At 72.4% G+C, this 22,956-nt stretch carries 23 protein-coding genes and 1 other RNA gene; 10 read left to right on the plus strand and 14 right to left on the minus strand.

From position 1 onward, the window contains the following. Window positions 1–31 precede the first annotated feature (31 nt). Window positions 32–1,603 (minus strand): signal recognition particle-docking protein FtsY, encoded by a 1,572-nt coding sequence (gene ftsY, locus LXT23_RS42665; RefSeq protein ID WP_253986244.1) that lies wholly within the window; start codon window positions 1,601–1,603, stop codon window positions 32–34. Between the two features lie 65 nt (window positions 1,604–1,668). Between ftsY and LXT23_RS42670 the strand changes: the two genes are divergently transcribed. Beyond that, window positions 1,669–2,226 carry a hypothetical protein gene (locus LXT23_RS42670; protein ID WP_253986245.1) on the plus strand — a complete coding sequence of 186 codons (558 nt, stop codon included), beginning with the start codon at window positions 1,669–1,671 and terminating at the stop codon, window positions 2,224–2,226. A 38-nt stretch (window positions 2,227–2,264) separates the two neighbouring features. Here the strand turns inward: LXT23_RS42670 and rnpB are convergent. From rnpB to LXT23_RS42685, 3 genes are all read right to left on the minus strand, one after another. Next, window positions 2,265–2,662, minus strand: an RNA gene (gene rnpB, locus LXT23_RS42675) — RNase P RNA component class A. Between the two features lie 113 nt (window positions 2,663–2,775). Next, window positions 2,776–3,495, minus strand: coding sequence for a CPBP family intramembrane glutamic endopeptidase (locus LXT23_RS42680; RefSeq protein WP_253986246.1), 720 nt, complete (start codon window positions 3,493–3,495; stop codon window positions 2,776–2,778). Next, window positions 3,495–4,112 carry an ArsR/SmtB family transcription factor gene (locus tag LXT23_RS42685; RefSeq protein ID WP_253986247.1) on the minus strand — a complete coding sequence of 206 codons (618 nt, stop codon included), beginning with the start codon at window positions 4,110–4,112 and terminating at the stop codon, window positions 3,495–3,497. Before LXT23_RS42685 ends, LXT23_RS42680 begins: the two co-directional genes overlap by 1 nt. A gap of 101 nt (window positions 4,113–4,213) precedes the next feature. Between LXT23_RS42685 and LXT23_RS42690 the strand changes: the two genes are divergently transcribed. Next, the gene (locus LXT23_RS42690) at window positions 4,214–4,759 is read left to right on the plus strand and encodes an AAA family ATPase (RefSeq protein ID WP_253986248.1); all 546 of its coding nucleotides are present in this window, start codon (window positions 4,214–4,216) and stop codon (window positions 4,757–4,759) included. Here the strand turns inward: LXT23_RS42690 and LXT23_RS42695 are convergent. Beyond that, a complete protein-coding gene (locus LXT23_RS42695; protein ID WP_253986249.1) occupies window positions 4,754–5,389 on the minus strand; it encodes a ribonuclease HI family protein in 636 nt (211 codons plus the stop codon). The two genes, LXT23_RS42690 and LXT23_RS42695, sit on opposite strands and share 6 nt — an antisense overlap. Before the next feature lie 18 nt (window positions 5,390–5,407). Next, complete coding sequence (locus LXT23_RS42700) at window positions 5,408–6,139, minus strand: zinc ribbon domain-containing protein (protein ID WP_253986250.1); 732 nt, start codon at window positions 6,137–6,139, stop codon at window positions 5,408–5,410. Window positions 6,140–6,299: 160 nt separating this feature from the next. On the opposite strand from LXT23_RS42700, the gene LXT23_RS42705 reads away from it, so the two are divergent. Together LXT23_RS42705 and LXT23_RS42710 are read left to right on the plus strand one after the other, a co-directional pair. Continuing rightward, window positions 6,300–7,079: a cupredoxin domain-containing protein gene (locus tag LXT23_RS42705; protein ID WP_253986251.1), complete on the plus strand. Its 780-nt coding sequence runs from the start codon at window positions 6,300–6,302 to the stop codon at window positions 7,077–7,079. 167 nt (window positions 7,080–7,246) lie between these two features. Next, window positions 7,247–7,414, plus strand: coding sequence for a hypothetical protein (locus LXT23_RS42710; RefSeq protein WP_253986252.1), 168 nt, complete (start codon window positions 7,247–7,249; stop codon window positions 7,412–7,414). Window positions 7,415–7,519: 105 nt separating this feature from the next. On the opposite strand, the gene LXT23_RS42715 is transcribed toward LXT23_RS42710, so the two are convergent. Further along, window positions 7,520–7,810: an FYDLN acid domain-containing protein gene (locus LXT23_RS42715; protein WP_253986253.1), complete on the minus strand. Its 291-nt coding sequence runs from the start codon at window positions 7,808–7,810 to the stop codon at window positions 7,520–7,522. Between the two features lie 143 nt (window positions 7,811–7,953). Between LXT23_RS42715 and LXT23_RS42720 the strand changes: the two genes are divergently transcribed. Both LXT23_RS42720 and LXT23_RS42725 read left to right on the plus strand, forming a co-directional pair. After that, window positions 7,954–9,699, plus strand: a complete 1,746-nt coding sequence (locus LXT23_RS42720) for an AgmX/PglI C-terminal domain-containing protein (RefSeq protein WP_253986254.1) — start codon at window positions 7,954–7,956, stop codon at window positions 9,697–9,699. Window positions 9,700–9,711: 12 nt separating this feature from the next. Continuing rightward, window positions 9,712–10,944 (plus strand): MFS transporter, encoded by a 1,233-nt coding sequence (locus tag LXT23_RS42725; RefSeq protein WP_253986255.1) that lies wholly within the window; start codon window positions 9,712–9,714, stop codon window positions 10,942–10,944. 1 nt (window position 10,945) lies between these two features. Here LXT23_RS42725 and LXT23_RS42730 read toward each other — a convergent pair whose 3' ends face one another. From LXT23_RS42730 to LXT23_RS42740, 3 genes are read right to left on the minus strand one after another with little or no spacing between them, the layout of a single operon-like run. Next, complete coding sequence (locus tag LXT23_RS42730; protein ID WP_253986256.1) at window positions 10,946–11,188, minus strand: DUF3006 domain-containing protein; 243 nt, start codon at window positions 11,186–11,188, stop codon at window positions 10,946–10,948. A gap of 12 nt (window positions 11,189–11,200) precedes the next feature. Then, window positions 11,201–12,610 carry a ComEC/Rec2 family competence protein gene (locus LXT23_RS42735; RefSeq protein ID WP_253986257.1) on the minus strand — a complete coding sequence of 470 codons (1,410 nt, stop codon included), beginning with the start codon at window positions 12,608–12,610 and terminating at the stop codon, window positions 11,201–11,203. Continuing rightward, entirely contained in the window at window positions 12,607–13,851 is a 1,245-nt protein-coding gene (locus LXT23_RS42740) for a ComEC/Rec2 family competence protein (RefSeq protein WP_253986258.1), read from the minus strand. Before LXT23_RS42740 ends, LXT23_RS42735 begins: the two co-directional genes overlap by 4 nt. Window positions 13,852–13,961: 110 nt before the next feature. Here LXT23_RS42740 and deoC point away from each other — a divergent pair, with 110 nt between their 5' ends. From deoC to LXT23_RS42760, 4 genes are all read left to right on the plus strand, one after another. Further along, window positions 13,962–14,792 (plus strand): deoxyribose-phosphate aldolase, encoded by an 831-nt coding sequence (deoC, locus tag LXT23_RS42745; protein ID WP_253986259.1) that lies wholly within the window; start codon window positions 13,962–13,964, stop codon window positions 14,790–14,792. Between the two features lie 14 nt (window positions 14,793–14,806). Beyond that, a complete protein-coding gene (locus tag LXT23_RS42750; RefSeq protein ID WP_253986260.1) occupies window positions 14,807–15,199 on the plus strand; it encodes a TraR/DksA family transcriptional regulator in 393 nt (130 codons plus the stop codon). Between the two features lie 63 nt (window positions 15,200–15,262). Further along, on the plus strand, window positions 15,263–16,990 hold the full coding sequence (locus tag LXT23_RS42755) for a phospho-sugar mutase (protein WP_253986261.1): 1,728 nt from the start codon (window positions 15,263–15,265) through the stop codon (window positions 16,988–16,990). Window positions 16,991–17,055: 65 nt separating this feature from the next. Next, on the plus strand, window positions 17,056–17,703 hold the full coding sequence (locus LXT23_RS42760) for a hypothetical protein (RefSeq protein ID WP_253986262.1): 648 nt from the start codon (window positions 17,056–17,058) through the stop codon (window positions 17,701–17,703). Between the two features lie 33 nt (window positions 17,704–17,736). Here LXT23_RS42760 and LXT23_RS42765 read toward each other — a convergent pair whose 3' ends face one another. From LXT23_RS42765 to LXT23_RS42780, 4 genes are all read right to left on the minus strand, one after another. Further along, on the minus strand, window positions 17,737–18,879 hold the full coding sequence (locus LXT23_RS42765) for a sensor histidine kinase (RefSeq protein ID WP_253986263.1): 1,143 nt from the start codon (window positions 18,877–18,879) through the stop codon (window positions 17,737–17,739). A gap of 373 nt (window positions 18,880–19,252) precedes the next feature. Next, the gene (locus LXT23_RS42770; protein ID WP_253986264.1) at window positions 19,253–20,182 is read right to left on the minus strand and encodes an ABC transporter permease; all 930 of its coding nucleotides are present in this window, start codon (window positions 20,180–20,182) and stop codon (window positions 19,253–19,255) included. After that, the gene (locus tag LXT23_RS42775) at window positions 20,175–21,278 is read right to left on the minus strand and encodes an ABC transporter permease (RefSeq protein WP_253986265.1); all 1,104 of its coding nucleotides are present in this window, start codon (window positions 21,276–21,278) and stop codon (window positions 20,175–20,177) included. The genes LXT23_RS42770 and LXT23_RS42775 overlap by 8 nt, the downstream gene beginning before the upstream one ends. Further along, window positions 21,271–22,941 (minus strand): ABC transporter ATP-binding protein, encoded by a 1,671-nt coding sequence (locus tag LXT23_RS42780; protein WP_253986266.1) that lies wholly within the window; start codon window positions 22,939–22,941, stop codon window positions 21,271–21,273. Before LXT23_RS42780 ends, LXT23_RS42775 begins: the two co-directional genes overlap by 8 nt. Between the last annotated feature and the right edge of the window lie 15 nt (window positions 22,942–22,956).

Genomic DNA, 22,956 nt, shown 5'->3' on the forward strand with positions numbered 1-22,956 from the left:
GCCGGGCGCAATCCGCGCGGGCCCCGGTGCCTCAGTCGAAGAGGGCCTTCACGAACTCGCGCGGCTCGAAGCGGCGCAGGTCGGCAATCTTCTCGCCCACGCCCACCCAGACGACGGGCAGCTTCAGCTCGTCGCAGATGCCGATGATGACGCCGCCCTTCGCGGTGCCGTCCAGCTTCGTCAGGGCAATCGCGGTGATGCCCACGGCCTCGTGGAACTGCTTGGCCTGCTGAATCGCGTTCTGGCCGTTGGTGGAGTCCAGCACCAGCAGCACCTCGTGCGGAGCCCCGGGCAGCGCCTTGTCCATCACGCGCTTCACCTTCTTCAGCTCCTCCATCAGCGGCGCCTTGGTGTGGAGCCGCCCCGCCGTGTCGGCGATGACGACGTCCGCCCCCTCGTCCTTCGCCTTCTTGATGGCCTCGAAGATGACCGAGCCCGGGTCTCCCCCCTCCACGCCCTTCACCAACTGCGCCTTGGCCCGGTCCGCCCAGACGTCCAGTTGCTCCGTGGCCGCGGCGCGGAAGGTGTCGCCCGCGGCGAGCACCACCTTCTTCCCCTCGCCGGTCAGCTTCGCGGACAGCTTTCCAATCGTCGTCGTCTTCCCGGCCCCGTTGACGCCCACCACCATGACGACGTGCGGGGGGCCTCCGCCCTCCAGCGAGCGCGGCACCGGCAGGTCGCAGATGCGGGCGACCTCGTCGCGGATGAGCGACTTGATGCGCTCCGGGTCCTTCAGCTCGTTGCGCTTGAGCTTCTCGCGCGCCACCTCCACCAGGTTGCTGGCGGTGCGCACGCCGATGTCCGCGGTGAAGAGGATCTCCTCCAGCTCCGCCAGCACGGACTCGTCCACCTGGCGCTGGCTTCCGAACAGGCCGTTGAGCCGGGCCATGAAGCCCTGGTTCCGCGTCTTGTCCAGGCCCTGCGCCAGCGTGCGGCCGGCCTCGGCCTCCACCTTGGCGCGAGCGGCGGCCTCCTCCGCGCGGCGGGCCTCCTCGACGGCGGCGGCCTCACGCGCGCGCTGCTCCTCCAGCAGTCGCTGGGCCTCGGCCTGCTCGCGTTTGCGCCGCTCCCGGGCCTCGTCCTCGGCGGCCTTCCTCGCGCGGTACTCGGCGCGCTTCTCCTCCTCCTCGCGCTCCTTGAGGGCGCGGACCTCCGCCTCCAGCCGGGCGCGCTCGGTGGAGTCCTTCGTGGCGCGGGCGGCGCGGGCGGCCTCCTCGCGCTGGCGGGCCAGGGCCTCGACGCGGGCATGGACCTCGTCCACCTCGCGCAGCCGGGCGAGCTCCGCCTCCGACGGCGGCAGCTCGATGCGCAGCTCGGGCCGCTCCGCCGGCAGGGCGGGCTTCTCCTTGTCGGCGGGCGGTGTGACGGGCGGCTTCTTCGCCTCGGGGGGGCGCTTCTTGAAGAAGAGCTTCCGCCCGGCCAGCACCAGCAGCAGGACGAAGAGGGCGGTGGCGCCAATGCCCACCACGTCCCCGCCGGGGAAGCCATCCGCGGGGGGCGTGCCGGTGCCCGGCTGCGTGGTGTCTCCCCCCGGCGTGGGGGCGGGGGAGGGGGCGGGCGGCACCTGGGCCAGCAGGGCGTCGAGGGCGTTGGGCGTCTTCACGCGGCTTCGCATACACCAACACGCAAGTGGATGCAGCGCCCGTGGCCGGGTAGAAACCCCTGGCCATGCGCCTCAAGCTCTCCTCTGTCCTGCTTTCGTCGCTCTCCCTGCTGGGCGGTGCCTGCATCGTGGAGGCGCCCGGTGGCGCCAGCCCCGAGGAGCGCCGCGCCGCCACCGTCACCCAGGTGCCCCCCCTGTCCCTGCGCAACGGCGCCAACCTGGGCGGCAAGGTGGAGCTGGTGGGCGCCACGGTGCAGCCGGGCCGGATTGCGCCCGGGGACCAGGCCAAGGTGACGCTCTACTTCAAGGTGCTCCAGCCCATCGAGGACGACTACCTCGTCTTCGTCCACGTGGAGGACCCCGAGGGCCGCATGGAGCGGATGAACGTGGACCACAAGCCCGCGGGCGGCATGTACGCGACGTCGCAGTGGAAGCCTGGCGAGACGGTGAAGGACGAGTTCAACATCGCCCTGCCGTCCGGCGCCTCACCCCGCTCGCTCAACATCTGGCTGGGCCTGTGGGAGCCGCGCTCGGACACGCGCCTCAAGCTCACCAACCCGGACGCGGTCCGCAACGACGGCAGGGACCGCATCCTGCTGGGCCAGGTGCCCGTGGCGCGCTGAGGACGCCGCCGGGCCGTGACGCGAACAGGGAAGAAAAAAGCCGGAGCGGCCCTGTAAGCCGAGTTCTGTCCCCACCCCTTTCGGGATGGGCGGTGAACATTCATCTAGGGCCCTGGTTGCCCAGGGACCTCATCAGCGAGCAACCCGAACGCCTGGGACGGGCCATCCCTGTCCCCCCAGACAGCGAGGGACGCGCTCCTATTGGCTCTTGCTCCAGGTGGGGTTTACCGTGCCGTCCGAGTCACCCCGGACGCGGTGCGCTCTTACCGCACCGTTTCACCCTTACCCGCCCCTTTCGGAACGGGCGGTTTATTTTCTGTGGCACTTTCCTGCGAGTCGCCTCGACTGGCCGTTAGCCAGCACCCTGCCCTGTGGAGCTCGGACTTTCCTCCCGCCACCCATGACTGCAGTGGCCGGCGTTCACCCGAACCGCTCCGGCACCGTGCCCTTACAACAGGCGGACGGCGCAGGTCCACTCCACGGCCCACGGAAGCGTCCCTGACAGGCACCGCGAGGCGCATGGAGGCCCGGCCCGCCGCGGGCCTGCCCCTACGCCCGCTGGGGAGGGAGCCTCGCCGCCGCCCCCAACTCCCGTCCGATGGCGCCGCCCTGCAGGTCCACGGCGATGTGGATGAGGATGGGCCACAGCAGCGAGCCGGTTGCCACGGCCAGCGCCCCCAGCAGCAGGCCCATCAGGGCGCTCTTCGCCACGCCCGCCATCCCCTGGTACGCGTGCGCGAGCCCGAAGCCCGCCCCGGTGAGGAGGACGCCGGGCCAGGCGCCGACGAGCTCCGCTGAGAACCAGAGCAGGAAGCCACGGTAGAGCACCTCCTCGCAGACGCCGGCGGTGAAGGAGAGCGCCTGGAACGTCCGGTACTCGCGTGGCGTGCGCGGCAGGAAGTCCGACACGGAGCCCACCTGCGCCGCGAGCTGCTCGCGGCCCGAGGCATCCAGGCGCCGCACGGCCTGCCACTGCGAGCCGAGGAAGAGCAGCGCCAGCAGGGTGGCGCCAGCGCCTCCCAGCGTCCGCGGGCCTCCCGGAAGCCCGAGTCCCAGCAGCTGTGCCGGTCGCCCCGTGTGCCCCCACAGAAGGAGCACGAGCGCGAAGAGCGACCACAGCATCAACATGGTCAGGTGGTAGTCCCGCAGCTTCGCATCGGGACGGCCCTGGGCCGTGGCGCGCACGAGCACCCGCTGGCTCCAGGTGCCGTAGAGGGGGACGGCGATGACGAGCGCCGCGGCCAGCAGGGCGTCCAGACTCGAGGGCATCAGCGTCCACTCCGTCGCGCCGGGGCGCGCTTCCGGGGACCCTCCCCGGTTCCCGCTTCACGGACGGGAGTGAGGACCAGCGTCACCGCGTACAGCGCGTCGCCCTTCGCGGCGTCGGCCGTGGTGGCGAACAGCGCGTGAATCGCGTCCAGGTGTGCGTTGAGCTCGCGCAGCTTCTGGGGACTCAGCCGGACCTTGGCGCGCAGCGCCACCAGCTCGCGCTCCGGGCCGCTCAGCCTCAGCCCGCTGGCGAGGATGGCCGTGGAGACCTCGCGGGACGTGAGGCGCAGCATCGCCTGGCTCGCTCGCACCGCCGTCTGGACCTCGCTCCGCGATGCCGGCGCGTCCGTCAGCTCGAGCCCCTCGGCGCACAGGCCGTAGACCTTCTCGCGGTTGCGGCCCTCGCCGACCTCGCCCGTCACCTCCACCAGCCTGGTGCGCTCCAGGATTTCCAGGTGGTGGTACAGCGCCTGCCGGCTCCGCCCGAGCCGCTCCGCCAGGGTGCGGACCGTCGCGGGCCCCTCGGCGAAGGCCCCCAGCACTTCCTGTCGCGCAGGGGAGGTGAGGGCCCCCAGCGCCCGCCGCCCCGTCCGCGGGGGGGCCTTTCGCATCGTCATGGGACCACCCTAACGCTCACCATTCCATGAGTCACAAGATTTGGAATGATGCCGGACGAGAGGAAGGGAAGCGCGGAGCACGATTCGATATACGGCGGCCCATGCGCATTGCGTTCAGTGGCTCCCATCGGTGCGGCAAGTCGACGCTCATCGCCGACGTCGAGGAGCGACTGGACGGCTACCGCGTCGTTGACGAGCCGTATCTGCTCCTCGAAGAGGAGGGGTACGAGTTCGCGCATCCTCCCTCGATGGAGGACTTCGTCGAGCAGCTCCGCTGCGCCCTGGCGCTTGCCGATGAGGAAGGGACGGACCTGCTGCTGGACAGATGCCCGGTGGACTTCCTCGGGTACCTGCTGGCGCATCCCGACGCGGAGTCGTTCGAGCTGGAAGAGTGGATGGACCGCGTTCGCTCCGCTGTCCAGCGGCTGGACCTCATCGTCTTCGTGCCCATCGAGGAGCCGGACAGGATTCGGCTCCCGCGCAGCGAGGACGCCGACATGCGCTCGGAGGTCGACGCCAGGCTGAAGTGGCTCCTGCTCGAGGACCCCTACCAGCTCGGAGTGGAGGTGTTGACCGTGGAGGGAAGGAGGCCCGAGCGCGTCGAGCAGGTCCTTCGACAGGTCATCCGTCGAGACCGGACGTCATAGTTTCTCGTCGATGGCCCGGTTGCTCATCTCATCCGCCTCGGCGTTCTTCGCGCGGGGGATGTGGACGAGCTTCACCTGCGAGAAGGCCGCCAGCAGCAGGCGGGCCTCGTCGTACAGCGGCTTCAGCGTGGGGCTCTTCACCTGGTAGCGGCCGCCGAGCTGGCGGATGAGCAGCTCGCTGTCGGCGAAGACCTCCACCTCGCGCGCGCCCAGCGCCTTCGCGTGCTTCAGGCCCAGCAGCAGGCCCATGTACTCCGCGTGGTTGTTCGTCTGGTGTCCGAGGAACCTGCCCAGCCGGGCCACCACGTGGCCCTCGGGGTCCGTCAGCACCGCGCCCGCGCCAGCCGGGCCGGGGTTTCCCCGGGCGGCACCGTCTGAGTAGACGCGGAGGCGGGGCAGGGGCTCGGAGGAGGCCCGGACCTCCGGCTCCACAGGTGCCGACGCCGCGGCACCTGGGGTGGAAGGTCCCTCGGGGCGACTCGACGGCTCGCCACCCAGGCGGGCGGCGGCGTCCTCCAGGAGCTGCCCGACGTGCTCCCGGGTGAGGCCCCGGAAGGCTCGCACCGTCGCTGACAGCGGCTCCTCTCGCGCGATGTGGCGGAGGATGTCGACGATGGACGGTGCGGACATGACAGCGAAGTCGGGCTGCTACTTCGCCGTCTCCGGGGCTTCCTGGAGCGCTTCGACCGCGTAGATGATGCGGTTGCAGGACGGGCAGATGTCCGTGCCCAGCGAGGTGCGCAGCTGGTTGTAGAGCTGCGGGGGCACGTTCATGTTGCAGCCCTGGCAGGTGCCGGCCACCACGCCCACCAGCGCGGGCAGCTTCTTCTTGCGCACCGACTCGTAGCGACGAAGCAGGTTGGAGTCGACGTTCGCGGACACTCCCGAGCGGCGGCCCTCGAGCGCCTTCACCTGCGCCTCCGCCTCGCCCAGCTTGCCTCGCAGCTCCGTCATGCGGCCGGAGAGGCCCTGCTGCTTCGTGGCGTACTCGCCTTCCTTGCCCTTGATGGCCTCGCGCGCCGCGCCGAGCTGCTTCGTCAGCTCCGCCAGCTCCTCGGCCATCGTGAGGTTCGCCTTCTTGGCGATGTCGATTTCACGGGCCAGGGCGGAGTACTCGCGGGTGGAGCGTTGCTCGCTCAGCCGCGCCTCCCACTTCTTCACCTTGTCCTTCTCGTCCGTGATGTTCTGCTCGAGCTGCGTCTTCTGCCGCTCCATGTCGGTGAGTCGTGCCCGCTCCGCCTCGATGGCGCTGCGGGCCACGCCCAGCTCCCGCTCCAGCTCGGCAATCTGACGGGGGTGAACGTCCGCGGCCTTCCGGAGCGAAGCGACCTCGAGGTCCACGTTCTGCAGCTCCGCCAGCGCTTTCAATTTCTCCCGCAAAGTTGCTGCCTCCCACAGGGCCGCACCGTGTACGGCCACGCTCTTGTACCAACAAGGCTGATGGGGGTCCAACGCCCAAATGGGCCATGAGTCATCCCTTGGAGGCCTGGCGGGCATTCGGCGTTTGAATCAGCTTCACGCTCCCGTTAGACCGGAGCGCGTGTTCCGACCCCTCCTGCTCTGTCCGCTCCTGCTCGCGCTGACGCCCGCCTGTCGCGAGTCCGCCACGCCTCCCGCCGCGCCTCCGGCACCTGCCGCCACTCCGGCCCCCGCTGCCCCGGCGCCCGTCGCCACGGGGTGGGGCACCCTCGAGGGCCGCCTCCGGCTCACCGGCACGCCGCCGCCGCCCGCACTCGCGCCCACCTCCGGCACCGTCGTCTCCGTGTGCGGAGAGCAGGCGGAAGATCGCTCGCTCGTCGTCGGCGGCGAGGGGGCGCTCGCCCATGTCGTGGTGTCGCTGAAGGAAGGCGCCAGGCTCCCCGCCGCCCGGAGCCCCGCCGCGGAGCCGGTGCTGGACCAGAAGAAGTGCGTCTATGACCCGCCTGTCGTGGCCGCGAAGGCCGGCGCCTCCCTGGCGATTCGCAACTCGGACCCGCTGGTCCACAACGTGCGCGCCGCCCATGGCACCAACCGTTCGTTCTTCAACGTGGCCATGCCCCTGGAGGGCATGACGGTCCGCCGGCAGCTGCCCGCGCAGGCCGGCGCCGTCCCCATCCGCTGTGACGTCCACCCGTGGATGCGGGCCCTGGTGCGCACCTTCGACCATTCCTACTTCGCCACCACCGGCGCGGACGGCCGCTTCCGCCTGGAGGTCCCCGAGGGGACCCACACCGTCGTCCTCTGGCACGAGCGCCTGCCCGAAGTGGCACGGACCGTGAATGTTCGCGCCGGGGAGACCGTCCAGGTCGAGCAGGACTGGGCCGTGGCCGAACTGAAATAGACCCAGGCCTCTGGGGTAGGTGGGATGATCTGCAGGGGCGCGAGGAAGATTTCCCGCGCTCGACGTCTAAGTAGGTAAGAGGCCGATTTTCGAATTCGGTTTCCGCTCCAGCGGAAATATTGCTATAAGACTGACGCGCAAGAGCACGAGCAAGAGGGGGCCGAGTCATGCACCAGCCGAAGAAGCGGACGAACATCACGAGCGACCTGGGCACGCTGGAGTCGCCACCCCGCAAGGCGAGCACGCGGCCCGTAGGCATGCAGGAGATGGGACCCGGCCTGTACGAGCAGATCCGCCGGGCGCTCCTCGAGCTGACGCCCGCCTCGGGGACCTGAGTCCTCCCGGGGGGCGCGGCGCGGCCGGCAACCCACGACACGGATGTCCTGGAAAAGCGAAGGGGCTCCCGGCTTGCGCCGTGGAGCCCCTGGTGCTTCTGAAACCTAGATGTCTTCTTCTTCGGGCTCGGCGGCGGCTTCTTCGTCGTCGAAGGCCTCCAGCTCTTCCTCCTCCTCCTCGCCCGCGGCGGCTGGCTCCTCAGGCTCGATGGGCTCGATGACCTTCGGGGCCGCCGCGAGGCGGCCACGACGCCCTTCGGGCTGTGGCTTGAGCGCCGGGCTCTCCCGCTGGTCCGCCCCACACTTCGGGCAGAGCGGGTCCGGCTTCTTCATGTCGTAGAACTTCGTCTGGCACTTGAAGCAGACGTGCTTCGTTCCAAGATCCTTCGCCGGCATTCGCCACCTTTGAAAGCGCGAGTGGAGAAACGGGAGGGCGGCTGAATAGTTGGGCTGTCGGACAGAGTCAACCGGTGGTTTGCGCGGGAGATTTCTAGCGGTAGCATCCGACCCGCGTTTTCCCCCCGGAAGCCGGACGCCCCTTGAACTTCACCTGCGACAATTGCCAGAAGCGGTATTCCATTGCGGACGAAAAGGTCCGCGGCAAGACGGTCAAGGTCCGCTGCAAGAACTGCCAGAACGTCATCACCGTCGAAGGCCCCGCTGAAGAGGAGAACACCCGCGTGGTGTCGCTCGCGGACGTGGAGCGCATCCGCGCCCAGGAGCGCTCCCTGGCGGACCCCGCGGCCAGTGCGCCCGTGTCTGCGGCGGCGCCGGTGGCGGCCGCCCCGGTGACGACGCGCGCGCCCGCCGCTGCCCTCCAGACGCCCTGGGACGACGAGCCCACCCGCGCCGCGCCCATGAAGGCGACGGGCTCGCCCTGGTTCGTCATGGTGCGCAACAAGCAGGAGGGCCCCCTGGACGAGGGACTCCTCCGGGAGCTGATTGCCACCGGCACCGTCACGGGCCGCAGCTTCTTCTGGCAGCAGGGCATGGCGGACTGGAAGCGCGGCGCGGACCTGCCCGAGCTGGCCGGCCTCTTCGCGCCGCCCCCCGCGCCCGAGCCGCCTCCGCCGCCGCCTCCCCCGGTGGCCGAGCCGCCTCCAGCCCCCGCGCCTGGCCGCTCGGCGCGCGCCGCGCCGGCACGCCGTGAGCCGGAGCCCCAGCCCTTCGTGGCGCCGGAGCCGGAGTTCCCCCAGGAGCCCGACCAGCAGCAATGGCCCTCGGACCAGGCCGACCCGCCGGAGGAGGACGTTCCGGAGAACACCTTCTTCCACCATGAGCCGGAGCCGCGCTCCAACCCCCAGGCCCGTCGGGCGGGGCATGGGGCCGCGCCGGCCGCGAAGGCCGCGCCGCTGAACGACGACCTGTTCTCCGACCTGGACCTGCCCGGCAACCGGGGTGACGGCAGCGAGGACGAGGGCCACCGTCGGCACGAGGACCCGCTGGCGCAGCTCGGCGGGGATGACGGCGACGACCGCCAGCCGGTGGAGGACACCCGCCACTTCGCCGCGAAATCGGGCGTGACGCGGCGCAACCCGGCCTGGAAGTACGCCGTGTTCGTGCTGCTGCTGCTCGTCGTCCCGCTGGGCGGCGCGTACCTCCTGTCGGAGACGCTGGGCGTGGTGCCGCTGCGCGTGCAGACAGTGGACGCCGAGGGCAACGCGGTGGAGCAGCCCGTCTTCTCGACCAAGGGCGTGGGCGCGCTGCGCGACAAGCTGCTCGGTCGCTCCGCGCCGCCTCCCGCGCCGAAGCCGAAGCCGGCCGCCGCGCCAGCCGAGAAGCGCCCCGCCGCTCCCGCCGAGCCGGTGGAGCCCGCTCCCGCGCCCACGGGCGAGGCGCCTCCGCCCGGGGCCGGCACCGAGTCGGGGGCCGTGGCGCCTCCGTCCGCGGAGCAGCTCCAGGCCGTCTACGCGGACGCGGACAAGAAGGACGTGGGCCCGGACGTGCGCAAGGACGCGGAGGTCGCCGCGACGGACTCGGACGAGGTGGGTGGCCCCTCGGACGAGGAGGTGGAGCGCGTGGTGGACCGGGCGCAGGACGCGTTCCGCTCCTGCGTGGAGACCGAGCTGCGCAAGAACCCGTCGTTCAAGGTGGGCAAGGTGACGCTCACCGCCACGGTGGGCACCTCCGGCAAGGTGAAGGCCGCCACGCTCGACAAGCCCGCGCTGAACCGCTCCAGCGTGGGCACCTGCATCCGCGACCGCGCGAAGAACATGGTCTTCTCCGCCTTCTCGGGTGAGGACGTGGACCTTGAGATTCCGCTCGTCCTCTCCGGGTCGATGTAGCCGCCGCCCGCCGTGACGCCGCCGGAGCCCGTGGTGCGCAAGGCGCCCCCGGAGACGGGCACTGCCCCCGAGCGGGTGGGCGGTGCCCGCCTGCCCCGGGCGGTGGTGCTGCTGGGGCTGGTGTCGCTGCTGACGGACGTGAGCAGCGAGATGATCTTCCCGCTGCTGCCCGCGTTCCTCGCGGCGCGCTTCCCCGCCGCGCCGCTGCTGCTGGGCGGCATGGAGGGGCTGGCGGACCTGGTGTCCGCGCTCCTCAAGTACCGCTCCGGCGTGTGGGCGGACCGGGCGCGCAACCTCAAGCCGCTGGTGCTGCTGGGCTACGGCGTGTCGTCGCTGGCGCGGCCGCTGATGGCCTTCGTCACCCTGCCCTGGCAGCCGCTGTTGGTGCGCTCGCTGGACAGGGTGGGCAAGGGGCTGCGCAGCAGCCCGCGTGACGCCATCATCGCGCACTCGGTGCCGGAGGGGACGCGGGGGCGGGCCTTCGGCTTCCACCGGGGCATGGACCACGCGGGCGCGGCGCTGGGCGCGCTGGTGGCCATGGCGCTGGTGGCGTGGGGCCTGAGCACGGAGCAGGTGTTCCTGGCGGCGGCGGTGCCGGGGCTCTTGGCGGTGCTCTGCATCTTCGTGGTGCCCGAGCCCGCGCGCGAGCCGGTGGCGCGGGGGAAGGGCGCGGCGCTGGAGCCGGTGCCCCGGCGGCTGGCGTACTTCCTGGTGCCGGTGGTGCTCTTCGGCGTGGCCAACTCCACGGACGCCTTCCTGCTGCTGAAGCTGTCCGAGGAGGGCGCTCCGCCCGCGCTGCTGCCGATGGCGTGGCTGATGCTGCACGCGGTGAAGGCGGCCGTCTCGTACCCGGCCGGCTGGCTGGCGGACCGGCTGGGCTCCTCGCGCGTGGTGCTCGCGGGCTGGGCGCTGTACGCGCTCAGCTACGTGGCGCTCTCCCAGGTGCGGGGCGTGCCCGGCACGCTGGCCGTCATGGCCTTCTACGGGCTGTACCACGCGCTGGCGGAGGGGGCGGAGAAGGCCCTGCTCACGTCGCTGGTGCCGGCGGCCGCGCGCGGGCGCGCCTTCGGCCTCTACAACGGGCTCACCGGCGGGGCCTCGCTGGCCGCGGGCCTGCTGTTCGGCGCGCTGTGGACGGGGTGGGGCAGCGCGCCGGCCTTCCTCGTCGCGGGCGTGCTGGCGGCGGTGAGCGCGGGGCTGCTGGCGGTGCTGCTGCCCCGGGCCCGGCCCGCGGCGCCCGCCTGAGCTACAGGTCGAAGTCGCCGGAGGGGGGCGGCTTCTTCCCGCGCTTCGCCCGCTGGCGGGCCTCGCGCACCTGGGCGCGCAGGGCCTTGGTGGCCTCGCGGTCCACCACCAGCGTGTCCAGGTCCAGCACGTCGCCCTCGCGCACCCCCTCGGGGAGCTCGCGGAGCGGGCGCGTCAGCTGGCGGCCCTCCACGATGAGCACGGCGACGTCATCCTCGATGCGGTCCAGCGTGGCCCGGGGCATGTCGGGGCTCCTCTACGGGTTGCAGTCCTTGGCGGGCCGGCGGCGCTGGGAGATGGCCTCGTCGCGAGTCGGGAAGGTGACCCGGTTCTCCCTCTTGATCCTCTTCGCGCTGCTGCAGGAGGGCAGGTGGAAGACGTCCGTCCTGCTGCTGCCGATATAGCCTCCAGCGGACATGGCGCCCGGCTGCGTGCCGCCGCGCGGCGGGCGGGCCTCGGGGCGCGGGCGGGGGGGCGTGTCCGAGGAGGGCAGGGCGTCGATGTCCACCACCTGGCCGTAGCGCGACAGGTCCGTGGAGTCGCGGCCGCCGGACCCCGTCCGTGACGTCTGGGTCTTCGACGCTGGCGGCTTCGAGGGCTTCGCCAGGGGCACGTCCCCCTCGGGCCCGGTGGCGGACGCGGCGTTGGCGACGGCCCCGCCGCTGCTCAGGCCGGCGAAGGTGTAGCGCGTGTCCTCCGGCACGCCGGCGGGCAGGCGCTGCGGGGTGATGACGAGCGTCTTCCCGTCCCCCACCACCTGCACCTCGCCCTCCACGTCGGTGCGGAACACCTGGGCGCCCTTCGCCTGCAGGCGCTTCACCGTGCCGGGCGCGGGCGCGCCGCGCGTGTTGTCGGGGCCCACGGAGATGACGGCGGCGCGGGGCTCCACCGCCTTCAGGAAGGCATCGGTGGTGGGCCCCTCCGCGCCGTGGGCGGCCACCTTGAGCAGCGTGGCCTTGAGGGGCGCGCCGAGGGACAGCAGGTGCGCCTCCGTCCTCGCATGCGCGTCACCCGTGAAGAGCACGGCCGTGTCGCCGTACGTGAGGCGCAGGACGATGGAGTTGGCCTCCACCACCGCCCCCGGCACCTCGAGCCGCTCCTCCGGAGGCCGGGGCCACAGCACGGTGAGCTCCACGCCCGTGCCCAGCGACAGGCGCAGCGGCGCGTTGGGCGTGGACGGCGGCGGCGAGGGCGAGAGGATTTCCATCCCCTGCTCACCGAGCGTGGCGAGCAGGGCGTCGTACTCCGGCGGCGTGTCGCCGACGCGCGGCTCCAGCAGCTGCCGGGCGCCCACCCGCCGCAGCACCGGCTCCAGCGCGCCGTGGTGGTCCTCGTGCGGGTGCGTGAGGACGACCAGGTCCAGCCGCTGCGTGAGCAGCTCCGGCAGCCGGTTCACCAGGTGGTCCGCCGCGGACGCCGGGCCCGAGTCCACCAGCACCGTGTGCCCCTCGGGCGACACGATGAGCGCGGCGTCTCCCTGGCCCACGTTGAAGAAGTAGACGTGCAGCTTCCCGTCCGGGGCGCCGCCGAAGTAGCGCCGGGGCTCGGCGCGGCGCTGCTGCGGCTCGGCGGGCTGCCGCGGCTCGGCGGCCCCGGGCGGCGGGGGCTCCTTGCAGGCCACCACGGCCAGCAGCACCCCGAGGATGGAGAACAGGCGCGGGCTCATGGGTGGCAGTCCTCGGCGGGGCGACGCTCGCGGGCGGCGGCGTCACGGCTCGTATACACGGTGCGCTCGGACTTGGAGCGCTTCAGCGCCCCGCAGTCCTCGCGGTGGAACACCTTGCTGCCCTTCAGCCCGATGAAGCGCGAGACCTCCGCGCCGACGGCCGCGCTCCCCCGGGGCGTCGTGGGGGGCGCCGGGTCGGGCCGCTTCACGGTGACGGCGCCCGTGCCGCCGCGCGGGGCGGGCTCGGGCTCCCTGTCCCGTGAGCGCCGGGCCCGCGAAGGGCTCGGGAGGATGGGGCCGAGCGCGACGGGGCCGGGCTTCACCCCACCGGGCGCCACCAGGGCCGCGCCCCCGTTGCCCGCGCGCAGGCTGACGGAGGTGCCATCGCTCACGGCCACCACCTCGCCGTCCTGGTCGGTGCGGAAGACGCGGGCGCCCGTGGCCTTCAGTCGCTCCAGCGCCTCCGGGGTGGGGTGCCCGTAGTCGTTGCCCACGCCGCAGGAGATGACGGCGGCCTTCGGCTTCACTGCGGCGAGGAACGCGGCGGTGGACGAGTGGCGCCCGCCATGGTGGGCGACCTTGAGCACGGTGGAGGTGAAGTCGATGCGCTTCTGGAGAAGGGCGGCCTCCGTGTCCGGCTCGGCGTCGCCCGTGAAGAGGATGGCCGTCTTCCCATACGTCAGCTTTGCGACGATGGAGTTGGAGTTCGGGTCCGAGCGCGTGTCGTCCAGGAAGGGCTCCTGGGGCACGCGCGGCCAGAGCACGCTGAGGGACACGCCCTCGCCCAGGCCGATGGTGAGCAGCGTCTCGGGGGACTTCGGGTTGGGCTCCGGCGTCATCACCTGGCCCACCGCCCCGCCCACGAAGTCCAGCAGGTCGCGGTAGGCGTCGCTCGGGTGGTCGAAGCCCGGGTCCATGAAGCGCTTCGCTCCCACCGCGCGCACCGCCTCGGTGAGGCCTCCCAGGTGGTCCAGGTGCGGGTGCGTGAGGATGACCAGGTCCAGCGGCTCCTTCACCAGCTCGCGCAGCCGGCGCGCCAGCCGCTCTCGCGCCTCGGGCGGGCCGCCGTCGATGAGGACCGTCTTCCCCGTGGGCGAGACGACGAGGGCCGCGTCCCCCTGGCCCACGTCGAAGAAATACACCGTGAGCGGCCGGCTGGCGGCGGACGGCGCCGCGGCGAGGCCCGTCAGCGGGGCCAGCAGGAGGACGAGGAGGGTGAGCCACCGGGTGAAGGACGTCACGCAGCGGACTCTAGCGCCGTGCTCCCACCCTCGGCACCTGGGGGAGCAGTGGATGCGTGCTCCCCGTCCGAGCGCTTCCCGAGGGGCGGGAAGTGGGCTAAGGGGCCGGCATGTCCGACTCCGAGGACGTCATCAAGTTCGTCGAGGAGATCGCCGACCAGGCCCGCCGACGCATGCACGCCTGGAAGGAAGCCTCGACCCAGGAAGCCAACGCCGCCGCGGCGCCCGCCACCCGGCCGGCCACGGGCCGTGTCGACGTGGAGGCCCTGCGCTCCCCGGCGGAGCTGGCCCCCTACATCGACCACACGCTGCTCAAGCCCGAGGCCCGCGCCCAGGACGTGGTGAAGGTGGCCGAGGAGGCCCGGCAGCACGGCTTCGCCACCGTGTGCGTGAACAGCGTGCATGTGGCCACCGCCGCGAAGGTGCTGGCGGGCTCCTCCACCGTGCCCATCGCCGTGGTGGGCTTCCCGCTGGGCGCGTCGCTGCCGTCCGCCAAGGCCTTCGAGGCCCGCGAGGCCATCCGCGCCGGGGCGCGGGAAATCGACATGGTGCTCAACCTGGGCGCGCTCAAGGCCCGGGACCATGCCCTGGTGCACCAGGACATCGCCGCGGTGGTGGACGCCTGCGGCCCGGTGCCGGTGAAGGTCATCCTGGAGACGGGCCAGCTCACGGACGAGGAGAAGGTCATCGCCTGCGCGCTGTCCAAGGCCGCGGGGGCCACCTTCGTGAAGACGTCCACCGGCTTCGGCCCGGGGGGCGCCACCGCCGAGGACGTGGCGCTGATGCGCCGGGTGGTGGGCGACGACGTGGGCGTGAAGGCGTCCGGTGGCATCCGCTCCGCGGACGACGCGATGAAGATGCTGCGCGCGGGCGCCAACCGCCTGGGCGCGTCCGCGTCGGTGGCCATCGTCACGGGCCAGTCCTCCACCGCGAAGTACTGACCCACGGCGGCGACGTGAACGAGAAACAGCGAGAGGACTTCAAGAAGCTGCTCCTGGCCCTCCACGCCGAGCTGACGGAGAAGACGCCGGCGAGGATAGAGCCCAACCGCACCGACGACGCGCGCATCGGCGGCGACGAGGACGAGCAGCCCCTCAACGAGATGATGCAGGCCATCGCCTCCAACCGGAACCGGAACATGGATGGCGTGCTGGCCCGCGTGCTGAAGGCGTTGGGCAAGCTGCGCGACGAGCCGGACTCCTATGGCGAGTGCGAGGAGTGCGGCGACGCGCTGCCCCTGGGCCGGCTGCGCGCCATGCCGTACGCGGAGTACTGCGTCACGTGCCAGGGCGCCAAGGACGGCCCCAAGGGCCGCGCCACGCGCAAGAAGCTCACCGACTACACCTGAACAACCGGCGCGCGAGCCCCGTGCGACGCGCGCCCCCAACGGCTAGACGAGGCCCCGAGGCTCATGGACACCACCGGACTGAGAGAGCGTGCGGAGGCGTGGCGCCGGGCGGACCCGGACCCGTCCACCGCGGCGGAGCTGGCGGACCTGCTCGCCCGCGGCGACTGGGCGGAGCTGCAGGACCGCTTCGCCGGTGACCTGGAGTTCGGCACCGCCGGCCTGCGCGGCGTGCTGGGCGCCGGCCCCAACCGGATGAACCGCGCCGTGGTGCGCCGCACCACCGCGGGCCTGGCGCGCTACCTCAAGGAACAGGTGCCGGACATCGGCAGGCGCGGCGTGGTGGTGGGGCGCGACGCGCGCCGGCTGAGCGCGGAGCTGGCGGAGGACACCGCCGCCGTGCTCGCCGCGGAGGGCATTCCCGCGCACGTCTTCCCGCACCCGGTCCCCACGCCGCTGGTCGCCTTCGCCGCCCTGCACCTCAACGCCGCGGCCGCCGTCATGGTGACGGCCAGCCACAACCCGCCCGAGTACAACGGCTACAAGGTCTACTGGGGCAACGGCGCGCAGATCATCCCCCCGCATGACACCGGCATCGCCGCCGCCATCGCGAAGGTGGAGCCCGCCAACCGCGTGTCCCTGCTCGCCCCGGACGACGCCCGCACCAAGGGCCTGTGGCGGGAGCTGGAGGACGGGGTGGGGGAGGAGTACCTGCGCGCCATCCTCGGGCTGCGCGTGCACAAGCGCGGCTCCGACACGCTGTCCATCGTCTACACCGCCATGCACGGCGTGGGCGGCGTCTGGGCGGAGCGCGCCCTGCGCGAGGCGGGCTTCCCGCGCTTCACCGCGGTGTCGGAGCAGCAGCTGCCGGACGGCCGCTTCCCCACGGTGCGCTTCCCCAACCCGGAGGAGCCCGGCGCCATGGACCTGTCGCGCGCCACCGCGGATCGGGTGAGCGCGGACCTGGTGCTGGCCAATGACCCGGACGCGGACCGGCTGGCCGTCATGGCGCGCGACGCGGACGGTACGCTGCGCCTGCTCACCGGCAACGAGGTGGGCGTGCTGCTGGGCCACTACATGCTCACCCAGGGCACGAAGCGCGCGCGGCCGCACGTCGTCACCACCATCGTCTCGTCCACGCAGCTGGGGGACATCGCCCGTGCGCTGGGCGCGGCCTATGACGAGGTGCTCACCGGCTTCAAGTGGATTGCCAACCGCGCCCTGGAGCGCGAGCGCGCCGAGGGCACGCAGTTCGTCTTCGGCTACGAGGAGGCGCTCGGCTACACCGTGGGCACGGTGGCGCGGGACAAGGACGGCGTGGGCTCGGCGCTCGTCATGGCGGACCTGGCCGCGTGGTGTCAGTCGCGCGGCACCACGGTGCTCGGCTACCTGGAGGAAATCCAGCGCCGCCACGGCCTGTACGTGGGCGCCCAGCGCAACGTCACGCTGCCCGGCGCCTCGGGCGCCCAGACGATTCGCGCCATCATGGACGCCTTCCGCGCCTCGCCGCCCACGCGCATCGGCGGAGACCCGGTGCGCGCCGTGCGCGACTACAAGCAGGGCGGGGCGGGGCTGCCTCCGTCCAACGTGCTCGCCCTGGAGCTGGAGGGCGGCGGCCGCGTCACCCTGCGGCCGTCCGGCACCGAGCCCAAGATAAAGTACTACTTCGAGCTGAAGGAATCGCTCGCCCCCGGGGAGCCCATGGCCCGCGCCCGGGAGCGCGCGGAGGCCCGGCTGGCGCGGTTCATCGACGATTTCGTGGCGCTCGCGCGTGAGCGCGGGCAGCCCGCCTGAGTCTTGAGGCACACCCCCATATCCACTGGCCGCGCCCCCGTGCGGCCGTCGCAGAAAGGTACCGTGTGAAGCGTCTCGTTCCCGGATTCCTCCTCGCCTGTCTCCTGGCCCTTCCCGGCACCGCGCTGGCGCAGCGGGGGCAGGGCTGGTCCGTCCTCGCCGCGGACTCGATGGGGCGGGGCAACACCGCCTTCTCCGGTCAGATTGGCTGGCCCGGAATCACGCTCGGCCTGCTCCACGGCGGCTCCGAGCGCTTCGACATCGGCGGCAAGTTCACCTTCAACTACGGCCGCGAGGGCTGGGTCCGCTACACGGACCCGGGCATCAAGTTCCAGGCGTGGATGCGGCTGATGCTGGCGCAGACGTCCCAGGTGGCCATCGCCTTCACCTTCCAGCCGGGCCCCTTCTTCTACTTCCAGGACGGGGACACGGACGTGGGCCTGGCGCTGCCGGTGGGCCTGGTGATTGGCATCCCCGCGGGGAGCGCCGTCATGGTGAACCTGGGCCTGGACATCCCCTTCCACGTCTACTTCGGAGAGGGAATCGGCCCGGTGTTCCCCATCCTGGTGGGAGGAGGGCTGGAGTACTTCATCGACAGCAACCTCGCCGCCACCTTCAACGTCCGGCTCGGGCCGTCGCTCATCCCCGACCGCCGGGGCGACAGCACCGAGTTCACCCTGGAGGCGCTCTTCGGCATCGCCTACCGCTTCTGAGCCTTCCAGAAGCGGCGGGCGCGCCGGGCGCGACTACCAGGAAGAGGTCTGCTCGGGCAGCTCCACCACGAAGGTGCTGCCCAGGTTGACGCGGCTCTGCACCGTGAGCTTGCCGCCCATGGCTTCCACCAGGGCGCGCGCCACGGTGAGGCCCAGGCCGGCGCCCTTCTCCGGCGCCTTCGTCGTGTAGTACGGCTCGAAGACGGCGCCGACCTCGTCCTCGAAGATGCCGATGCCGGTGTCCTTGACGAACATGCGCGGGCCGAAGTCGCCGAACATGTCCGGCAGCTCCACGCCCACGTGGATGCGACGGGGACGGTCCTTCACGTCCTCCACCGCGTCCACCGCGTTGGACAACAGCTCCACCAGCACCTGCTCCAGCTGACGCCGGTTGAAGACCACCGCAATCGGGTCCTCGGGCAGCAGCACCTTCACCTCCGCCGAGCCCAGCCGGCCGGCGACGCGCATCCGCTCCACCACGCCGGGCACCAGGTCGCGCAGGTCGAAGCGCTGGATGTCCTTGGGGTTGGTGGGGCCCAGCGAGAGCAGGTGCTGGCCGTGCAGCCGCATCTGCTCGCCCGCCACGCCCAGCTTCTTCAGCTCCTCGGCGTCCGGCAGCTGGCCCTGCATGGCCCGCGTCTGGACGTGGGACAGGGCGCGCTGCAGGCCCTCACCCACGCGGCCCAGGTTCTGCGCCACGTCCGCCGCCAGCGTGCCCAGGCGCGCCAGCCGCTCCATCTCCACCCACCGCATGCGCGGGTCCAGCAGCGCCTCGGCGCGCTGGCCGCCCGCCTCACGGTGGGCCTTCAGCTCCAACAGGGTATGCACACGAACCTTCAGTTCCAGTGGGTCCAGCGGCTCGGTGATGAGCAGGTCGTCCACGCCCGCCTCCAGCACCTGCCGGCGCGTCTGCCGGTCGGCGCTGGGCGTCAGCATGAGGACCGGGAGCGACGGGCCGCCCAGGTTGGCCAACAGCCGCCGGTAGGCCGCGAGGCCATCCGTCCCGGGCCGCTCCACGTCGAGCAGCACCAGGTCCGCCCCCTGCCGCACCGCGGACGACGACCCGCTGGCAGGCAGCACGTCGTAGCCGGCCGGCGCCAGGATGGAATGCAGCCGCTCCATTCCTCGTGACTCCACGTCCACGGCCAGCACTCTCGGCCGGTACGTTGCGGTCATTCCTGTCGTCTCCAGCATCACGCCACCCCCACCATGGTGACCGGGAAGCGGCTCCCGGGGTTTCCAAGTAGTCCCTACGAACCGCATACCGGACTGGATGCGACTTCCCCCCCGGAGCCTGCGTCCAGTCCGGTACGCGGTCCGATACCGGGCGGAACACCATGCGAGTCGCGTGCCGCTCCTGGAATTTTTCGCCCAGGACGACGCGGCTGGATCATTCCGCGAACGCGCCCAGTGATAACGGGGGGTTGAATTGTTTGGATGATGGAGGAAGTTTGACCCGGGCTGTCGCTCAGCCGACGTGCGGGTGTCACTTCAGACCAGGAATCAATTTTGACCCGGGTCTGCGAGGACTCACTGCTTCCCAAATACGTCAGCGCGACTCCTGCTCATAGGGCGCGCCGAGGGCGGCGGGGGCATTGCTCCGCTGTCCCTGGAGGGTGAGGAGGGCCAGGGTGAGCATGTAGGGAAGGGCGAGCAACATGCCCTGGGGTACGAGCTCCAGCAGGCCGGGGGCGCTGGACACGAGGCCGATGCGCAGCGCGTTGCCGAAGGCGAAGAAGGCGGCGGCGAGGAAGGCGCCCACGGGGGTCCACCGGCCGAAGACCATGGCGGCCAGGGCCATGAAGCCCAGGCCGGCGGGGGTGTGCTGCTCGAAGCGGTCCAGCACGGCGGTGGAGAGGACGGCGCCGCCCAGGCCCGCCAGCAGCCCTCCGCCGAGCACCGCGCCCCAGCGCAGGCCGGCGACGGACAGGCCCAGGGTGGCCACGGCCTGGGGCTTGTCGCCCACGGCGCGCAGGCGCAGGCCCAGGGGCGTGCGCGCCAGCAGGGCCTGGAAGACGAAGGGCAGGAGCAGGGCGAGGTACGTGGGGGCGGAGTGGCCGGAGAGGGCACCCAGCACGGGCACCGAGGACAGGCCGGGCAGCTCCCAGCGGGACAGCTGGGTGATGGGCGGCGTACCGTTGGGGCCGTAGAGGGACTCGAGCAGGAAGGTGCCGCCGGCCAGGGCCACCAGGTTGAGGGCGATGCCGGACACCACCTGGTCGGAGCGCCAGCGGATGGTGAGGAAGCCGTGCACCGCGGCGAGCGCCGCGCCCGCGAGCATGCCCACGCAGACGGCCAGGGCCGTGGGCATGGCGAGCGCCGCCACCGCCGCGCAGAAGGCGCCCACGCGCATCATGCCCTCGACGCCGACGGCCACCACCCCGGCGCGCTCGGACAGCACCGCGCCCAGGGCGGCGAAGACGAGCGCCGGGGCCGCGTCCAGCGTGGAGAAGAGCAGGGCGTGGAGGATTTCAAGCACGGGGAGCCTCCGTCGAGGACTGGCGGCGGCGCAGCACGGCCAGCCACACCATGCGGCCGGCGACGAACAGGAGCGCCAGGCCCTGGATGAGCTCGGGGAAGCTCTTGTGCACGCCCAGCAGCTGCATGCGCGTGCCGCCCGCGCGCAGGATGCCGAAGAAGAGCGCGGCCACCGTGGCGCCCAGCGGGTGGTTGTTGCCGATGAGGGCGATGGCGATGCCATCGAAGCCATACGGCGCGCCGAGCGTGCCGGGGTAGCGCCCCTCCGTGCCCAGCACGAGCACCGCGCCGGCCAGCCCCGCCATGGCCCCGGCCAGCGCCATGGCCACGCCGATGCGCCGCGCCACGGGGACACCGGCGGCGCGGGCCGCCTCGGCGCCCAGGCCCACCGCGCGTGTCTCGAAGCCGGAGCGGGTGCGCTCCAGCCACGCCCACACGGCCACGGCCAGCAGCAAGGCCAGGAGGAAGCCCAGGTTGAGGCGGGAGAGGTCCCCCAGCAGCCGGGGCAGCGCCGCGGTGGGCTGGATTTCGGCGGTGCCGGTGATGGACTGGCCGCCCTCGGCCACGCCGCGCAGCGGGCCCACGACGAGCCACGCGTCCACCAGGCTCACCGCCACCCAGTTGAGCATGATGGTGGAGATGACCTCGTGCACGCCCCGGTAGAGCTTGAGGAGCGCGGCGATGCCCGCCCACGCCGCCCCCGCGAGCGCCGCGGCCAGCAGCGCCGCCGGCACGTGCAGCACGCCGGGCAGCGACACCTGGGCGCCCACCACCGCCGCGGCCAGCGCGCCGAGCAGCATCTGCCCCTGCGCGCCGATGTTGAACAGGCCCACCTTGAAGGCGATGGCCACGGACAGGCCGGTGAGGGTCAGCAGCGCGGCCTTCATCCCCGCCTCGCCCAGGGGCCGGGTGAGGACGGTGGCGGCGGCCCCTTCCAGGTACGAGGGCCAGTTGCCGATGCCACCCCACAACATCTGCAGATAGGCGTCCGACGCGGTGCCCGCGTCCATCGTCAGGGCGATGAGCGCCCAGCACACCGCGAGGGCCAGCAGCACGGAGAGGACCGACGGCAGCGCCTGCGTCACACGCTCACGCATGGCCTGCTCCCGCGCCCAGCATGCGCCGTCCCAGCTCGCGCTCGTCGAACTCCGCGCGGGTGAAGTGGCCCGTCACGCGGCCCTCGAAGAGGACGTAGACGCGGTCCGACAGCGCCAGCACCTCCTCCAGGTCCAGGGACACCAGCACCACCCCGGCGCCTCGTTCTCGCGCCTCGCGCAGCTTGGCCTGCACCTGGGCCACCGCGCCGATGTCCAGGCCGCGCGTGGGCTGCACCACCACCAGCAGCCGGGGCCCGGCGTCCAGCTCGCGCGCCACCACCACCTTCTGCTGGTTGCCGCCGGACAGCGCCTGCAGGGGCAGCGTCGGGTCCGTGGGGCGCACGTCGTACGCGGCCAGCAGGGCGCTCGTGCGCTCGCGGCGGCCGGCGAAGTCAATCCACGGGCCCCGGGCGAAGGGGGGCCGCGTGTGCCGGCCCAGCGCGACGTTCTCCTCCACGGTGAGGGCCTTCACCACCGCGCGGCGCAGCCGGTCCTCGGGCACGTGGCCCACGCCGCGCTCGCGAGCCTGGGCGGGGGTGAGGCCCTCCAATGGGCCGCCGAGCAGCGTGCCGCCTCCCGATGCCAGCTTGCGCAGGCCGGTGAGCACCTCGGCCAGCTCGCGCTGCCCGTTCCCATCCACGCCGGCGATGCCGACGATTTCACCCGCGCGCACGGTGAGGTCCACGCCGCGCAGCGCCGGGCGCCCGTTGTCCCCCACGGCCTGGAGGGAGCGGGCTTCCAGGAGCACCTCGCCCGTGCTCGCGAGGGGCGGGGGCCTCGCGTCGTGCGCCCCGGAGCCCGCCAGGTTCCGGGAGCCCTCATCCTCGAACCCTTGTGTAGGAGCATGTCCCTCGGGGCTCGGCACGGGCGGGTGGCCCGCTCCCTCAGGCCTGGGGCCCGGAGCCTGCGTCCCCGAGCTCGCCACGTTCCGGTGGCCCCCCGCATCGGCCCTGGGTGTCACGGCGTGCGTCCCGAGCCCGGCCACGGCCCGGTGCCCCTCGCCCACCATGAGGGTGGCCAGCTGCTCGACGGTGGTCTCCGACGCGCGCACCTCGGCCACCACGCGGCCCCGGCGCATGACGGCGATGCGGTCCGCCACGCCCAGCACCTCTCGCAGCTTGTGGCTGATGAGCACCACGGTGTGCCCCTGCGCGACGAGGCCGCGCATCACGCGGGCCAGCTCGTCGGACTCCTGCGGCGTGAGGACGGCGGTGGGCTCGTCGAGGATGAGCACCTGGGCGCCCCGGTGCAGCGCCTTGACGATTTCGACCTTCTGCTGCGAGCCCACGGTGAGGGTGTCCACGCGGGCGCGCGGCTCCAGCTGGAAGCCGAAGCGGGCGCAGGTGGCGGCCACCTCGCTGACGGCGCGCTCCATGTCGAACAGGCCGCGCCGGGTGGGCTCGCGGCCGAGCACCACGTTCTCCGCCACCGTCAGCGTGGGCACGAGCATGAAGTGCTGGTGCACCATGCCGATGCCCCGAGCAATCGCGTCGCGCGGGCTCCGGAAGCGCACGGGCTGCCCGCCCACGGACAGCTCGCCCACGTCGGGCGTGTAGAGGCCGTAGAGGACGTTCATCAGGCTGGACTTGCCCGCGCCGTTCTCTCCCACCACGGCCAGCAGCTCGCCCTCGCGAACGTCGAGCGACGCGCCCGCCAGCGACACGCAGGTACCGAAGGC

Origin of the sequence: Pyxidicoccus xibeiensis, assembly GCF_024198175.1 — a bacterium.
Classification (GTDB): domain Bacteria; phylum Myxococcota; class Myxococcia; order Myxococcales; family Myxococcaceae; genus Myxococcus; species Myxococcus xibeiensis.

What these genes read in the sequence shown, in the direction of transcription:
- LXT23_RS42670 (WP_253986245.1), top strand. Translation starts at nt 1,669, where the DNA reads ATGCGCCTCAAGCTCTCCTCTGTCCTGCTTTCGTCGCTCTCCCTGCTG.
- LXT23_RS42680 (WP_253986246.1), bottom strand. Translation starts at nt 3,495, where the DNA reads ATGCCCTCGAGTCTGGACGCCCTGCTGGCCGCGGCGCTCGTCATCGCC.
- LXT23_RS42685 (WP_253986247.1), bottom strand. Translation starts at nt 4,112, where the DNA reads ATGACGATGCGAAAGGCCCCCCCGCGGACGGGGCGGCGGGCGCTGGGG.
- LXT23_RS42690 (WP_253986248.1), top strand. Translation starts at nt 4,214, where the DNA reads ATGCGCATTGCGTTCAGTGGCTCCCATCGGTGCGGCAAGTCGACGCTC.
- LXT23_RS42695 (WP_253986249.1), bottom strand. Translation starts at nt 5,389, where the DNA reads ATGTCCGCACCGTCCATCGTCGACATCCTCCGCCACATCGCGCGAGAG.
- LXT23_RS42710 (WP_253986252.1), top strand. Translation starts at nt 7,247, where the DNA reads ATGCACCAGCCGAAGAAGCGGACGAACATCACGAGCGACCTGGGCACG.
- LXT23_RS42715 (WP_253986253.1), bottom strand. Translation starts at nt 7,810, where the DNA reads ATGCCGGCGAAGGATCTTGGAACGAAGCACGTCTGCTTCAAGTGCCAG.
- LXT23_RS42730 (WP_253986256.1), bottom strand. Translation starts at nt 11,188, where the DNA reads ATGCCCCGGGCCACGCTGGACCGCATCGAGGATGACGTCGCCGTGCTC.
- LXT23_RS42735 (WP_253986257.1), bottom strand. Translation starts at nt 12,610, where the DNA reads ATGAGCCCGCGCCTGTTCTCCATCCTCGGGGTGCTGCTGGCCGTGGTG.
- deoC (WP_253986259.1), top strand. Translation starts at nt 13,962, where the DNA reads ATGTCCGACTCCGAGGACGTCATCAAGTTCGTCGAGGAGATCGCCGAC.
- LXT23_RS42755 (WP_253986261.1), top strand. Translation starts at nt 15,263, where the DNA reads ATGGACACCACCGGACTGAGAGAGCGTGCGGAGGCGTGGCGCCGGGCG.
- LXT23_RS42765 (WP_253986263.1), bottom strand. Translation starts at nt 18,879, where the DNA reads ATGACCGCAACGTACCGGCCGAGAGTGCTGGCCGTGGACGTGGAGTCA.
- LXT23_RS42775 (WP_253986265.1), bottom strand. Translation starts at nt 21,278, where the DNA reads ATGCGTGAGCGTGTGACGCAGGCGCTGCCGTCGGTCCTCTCCGTGCTG.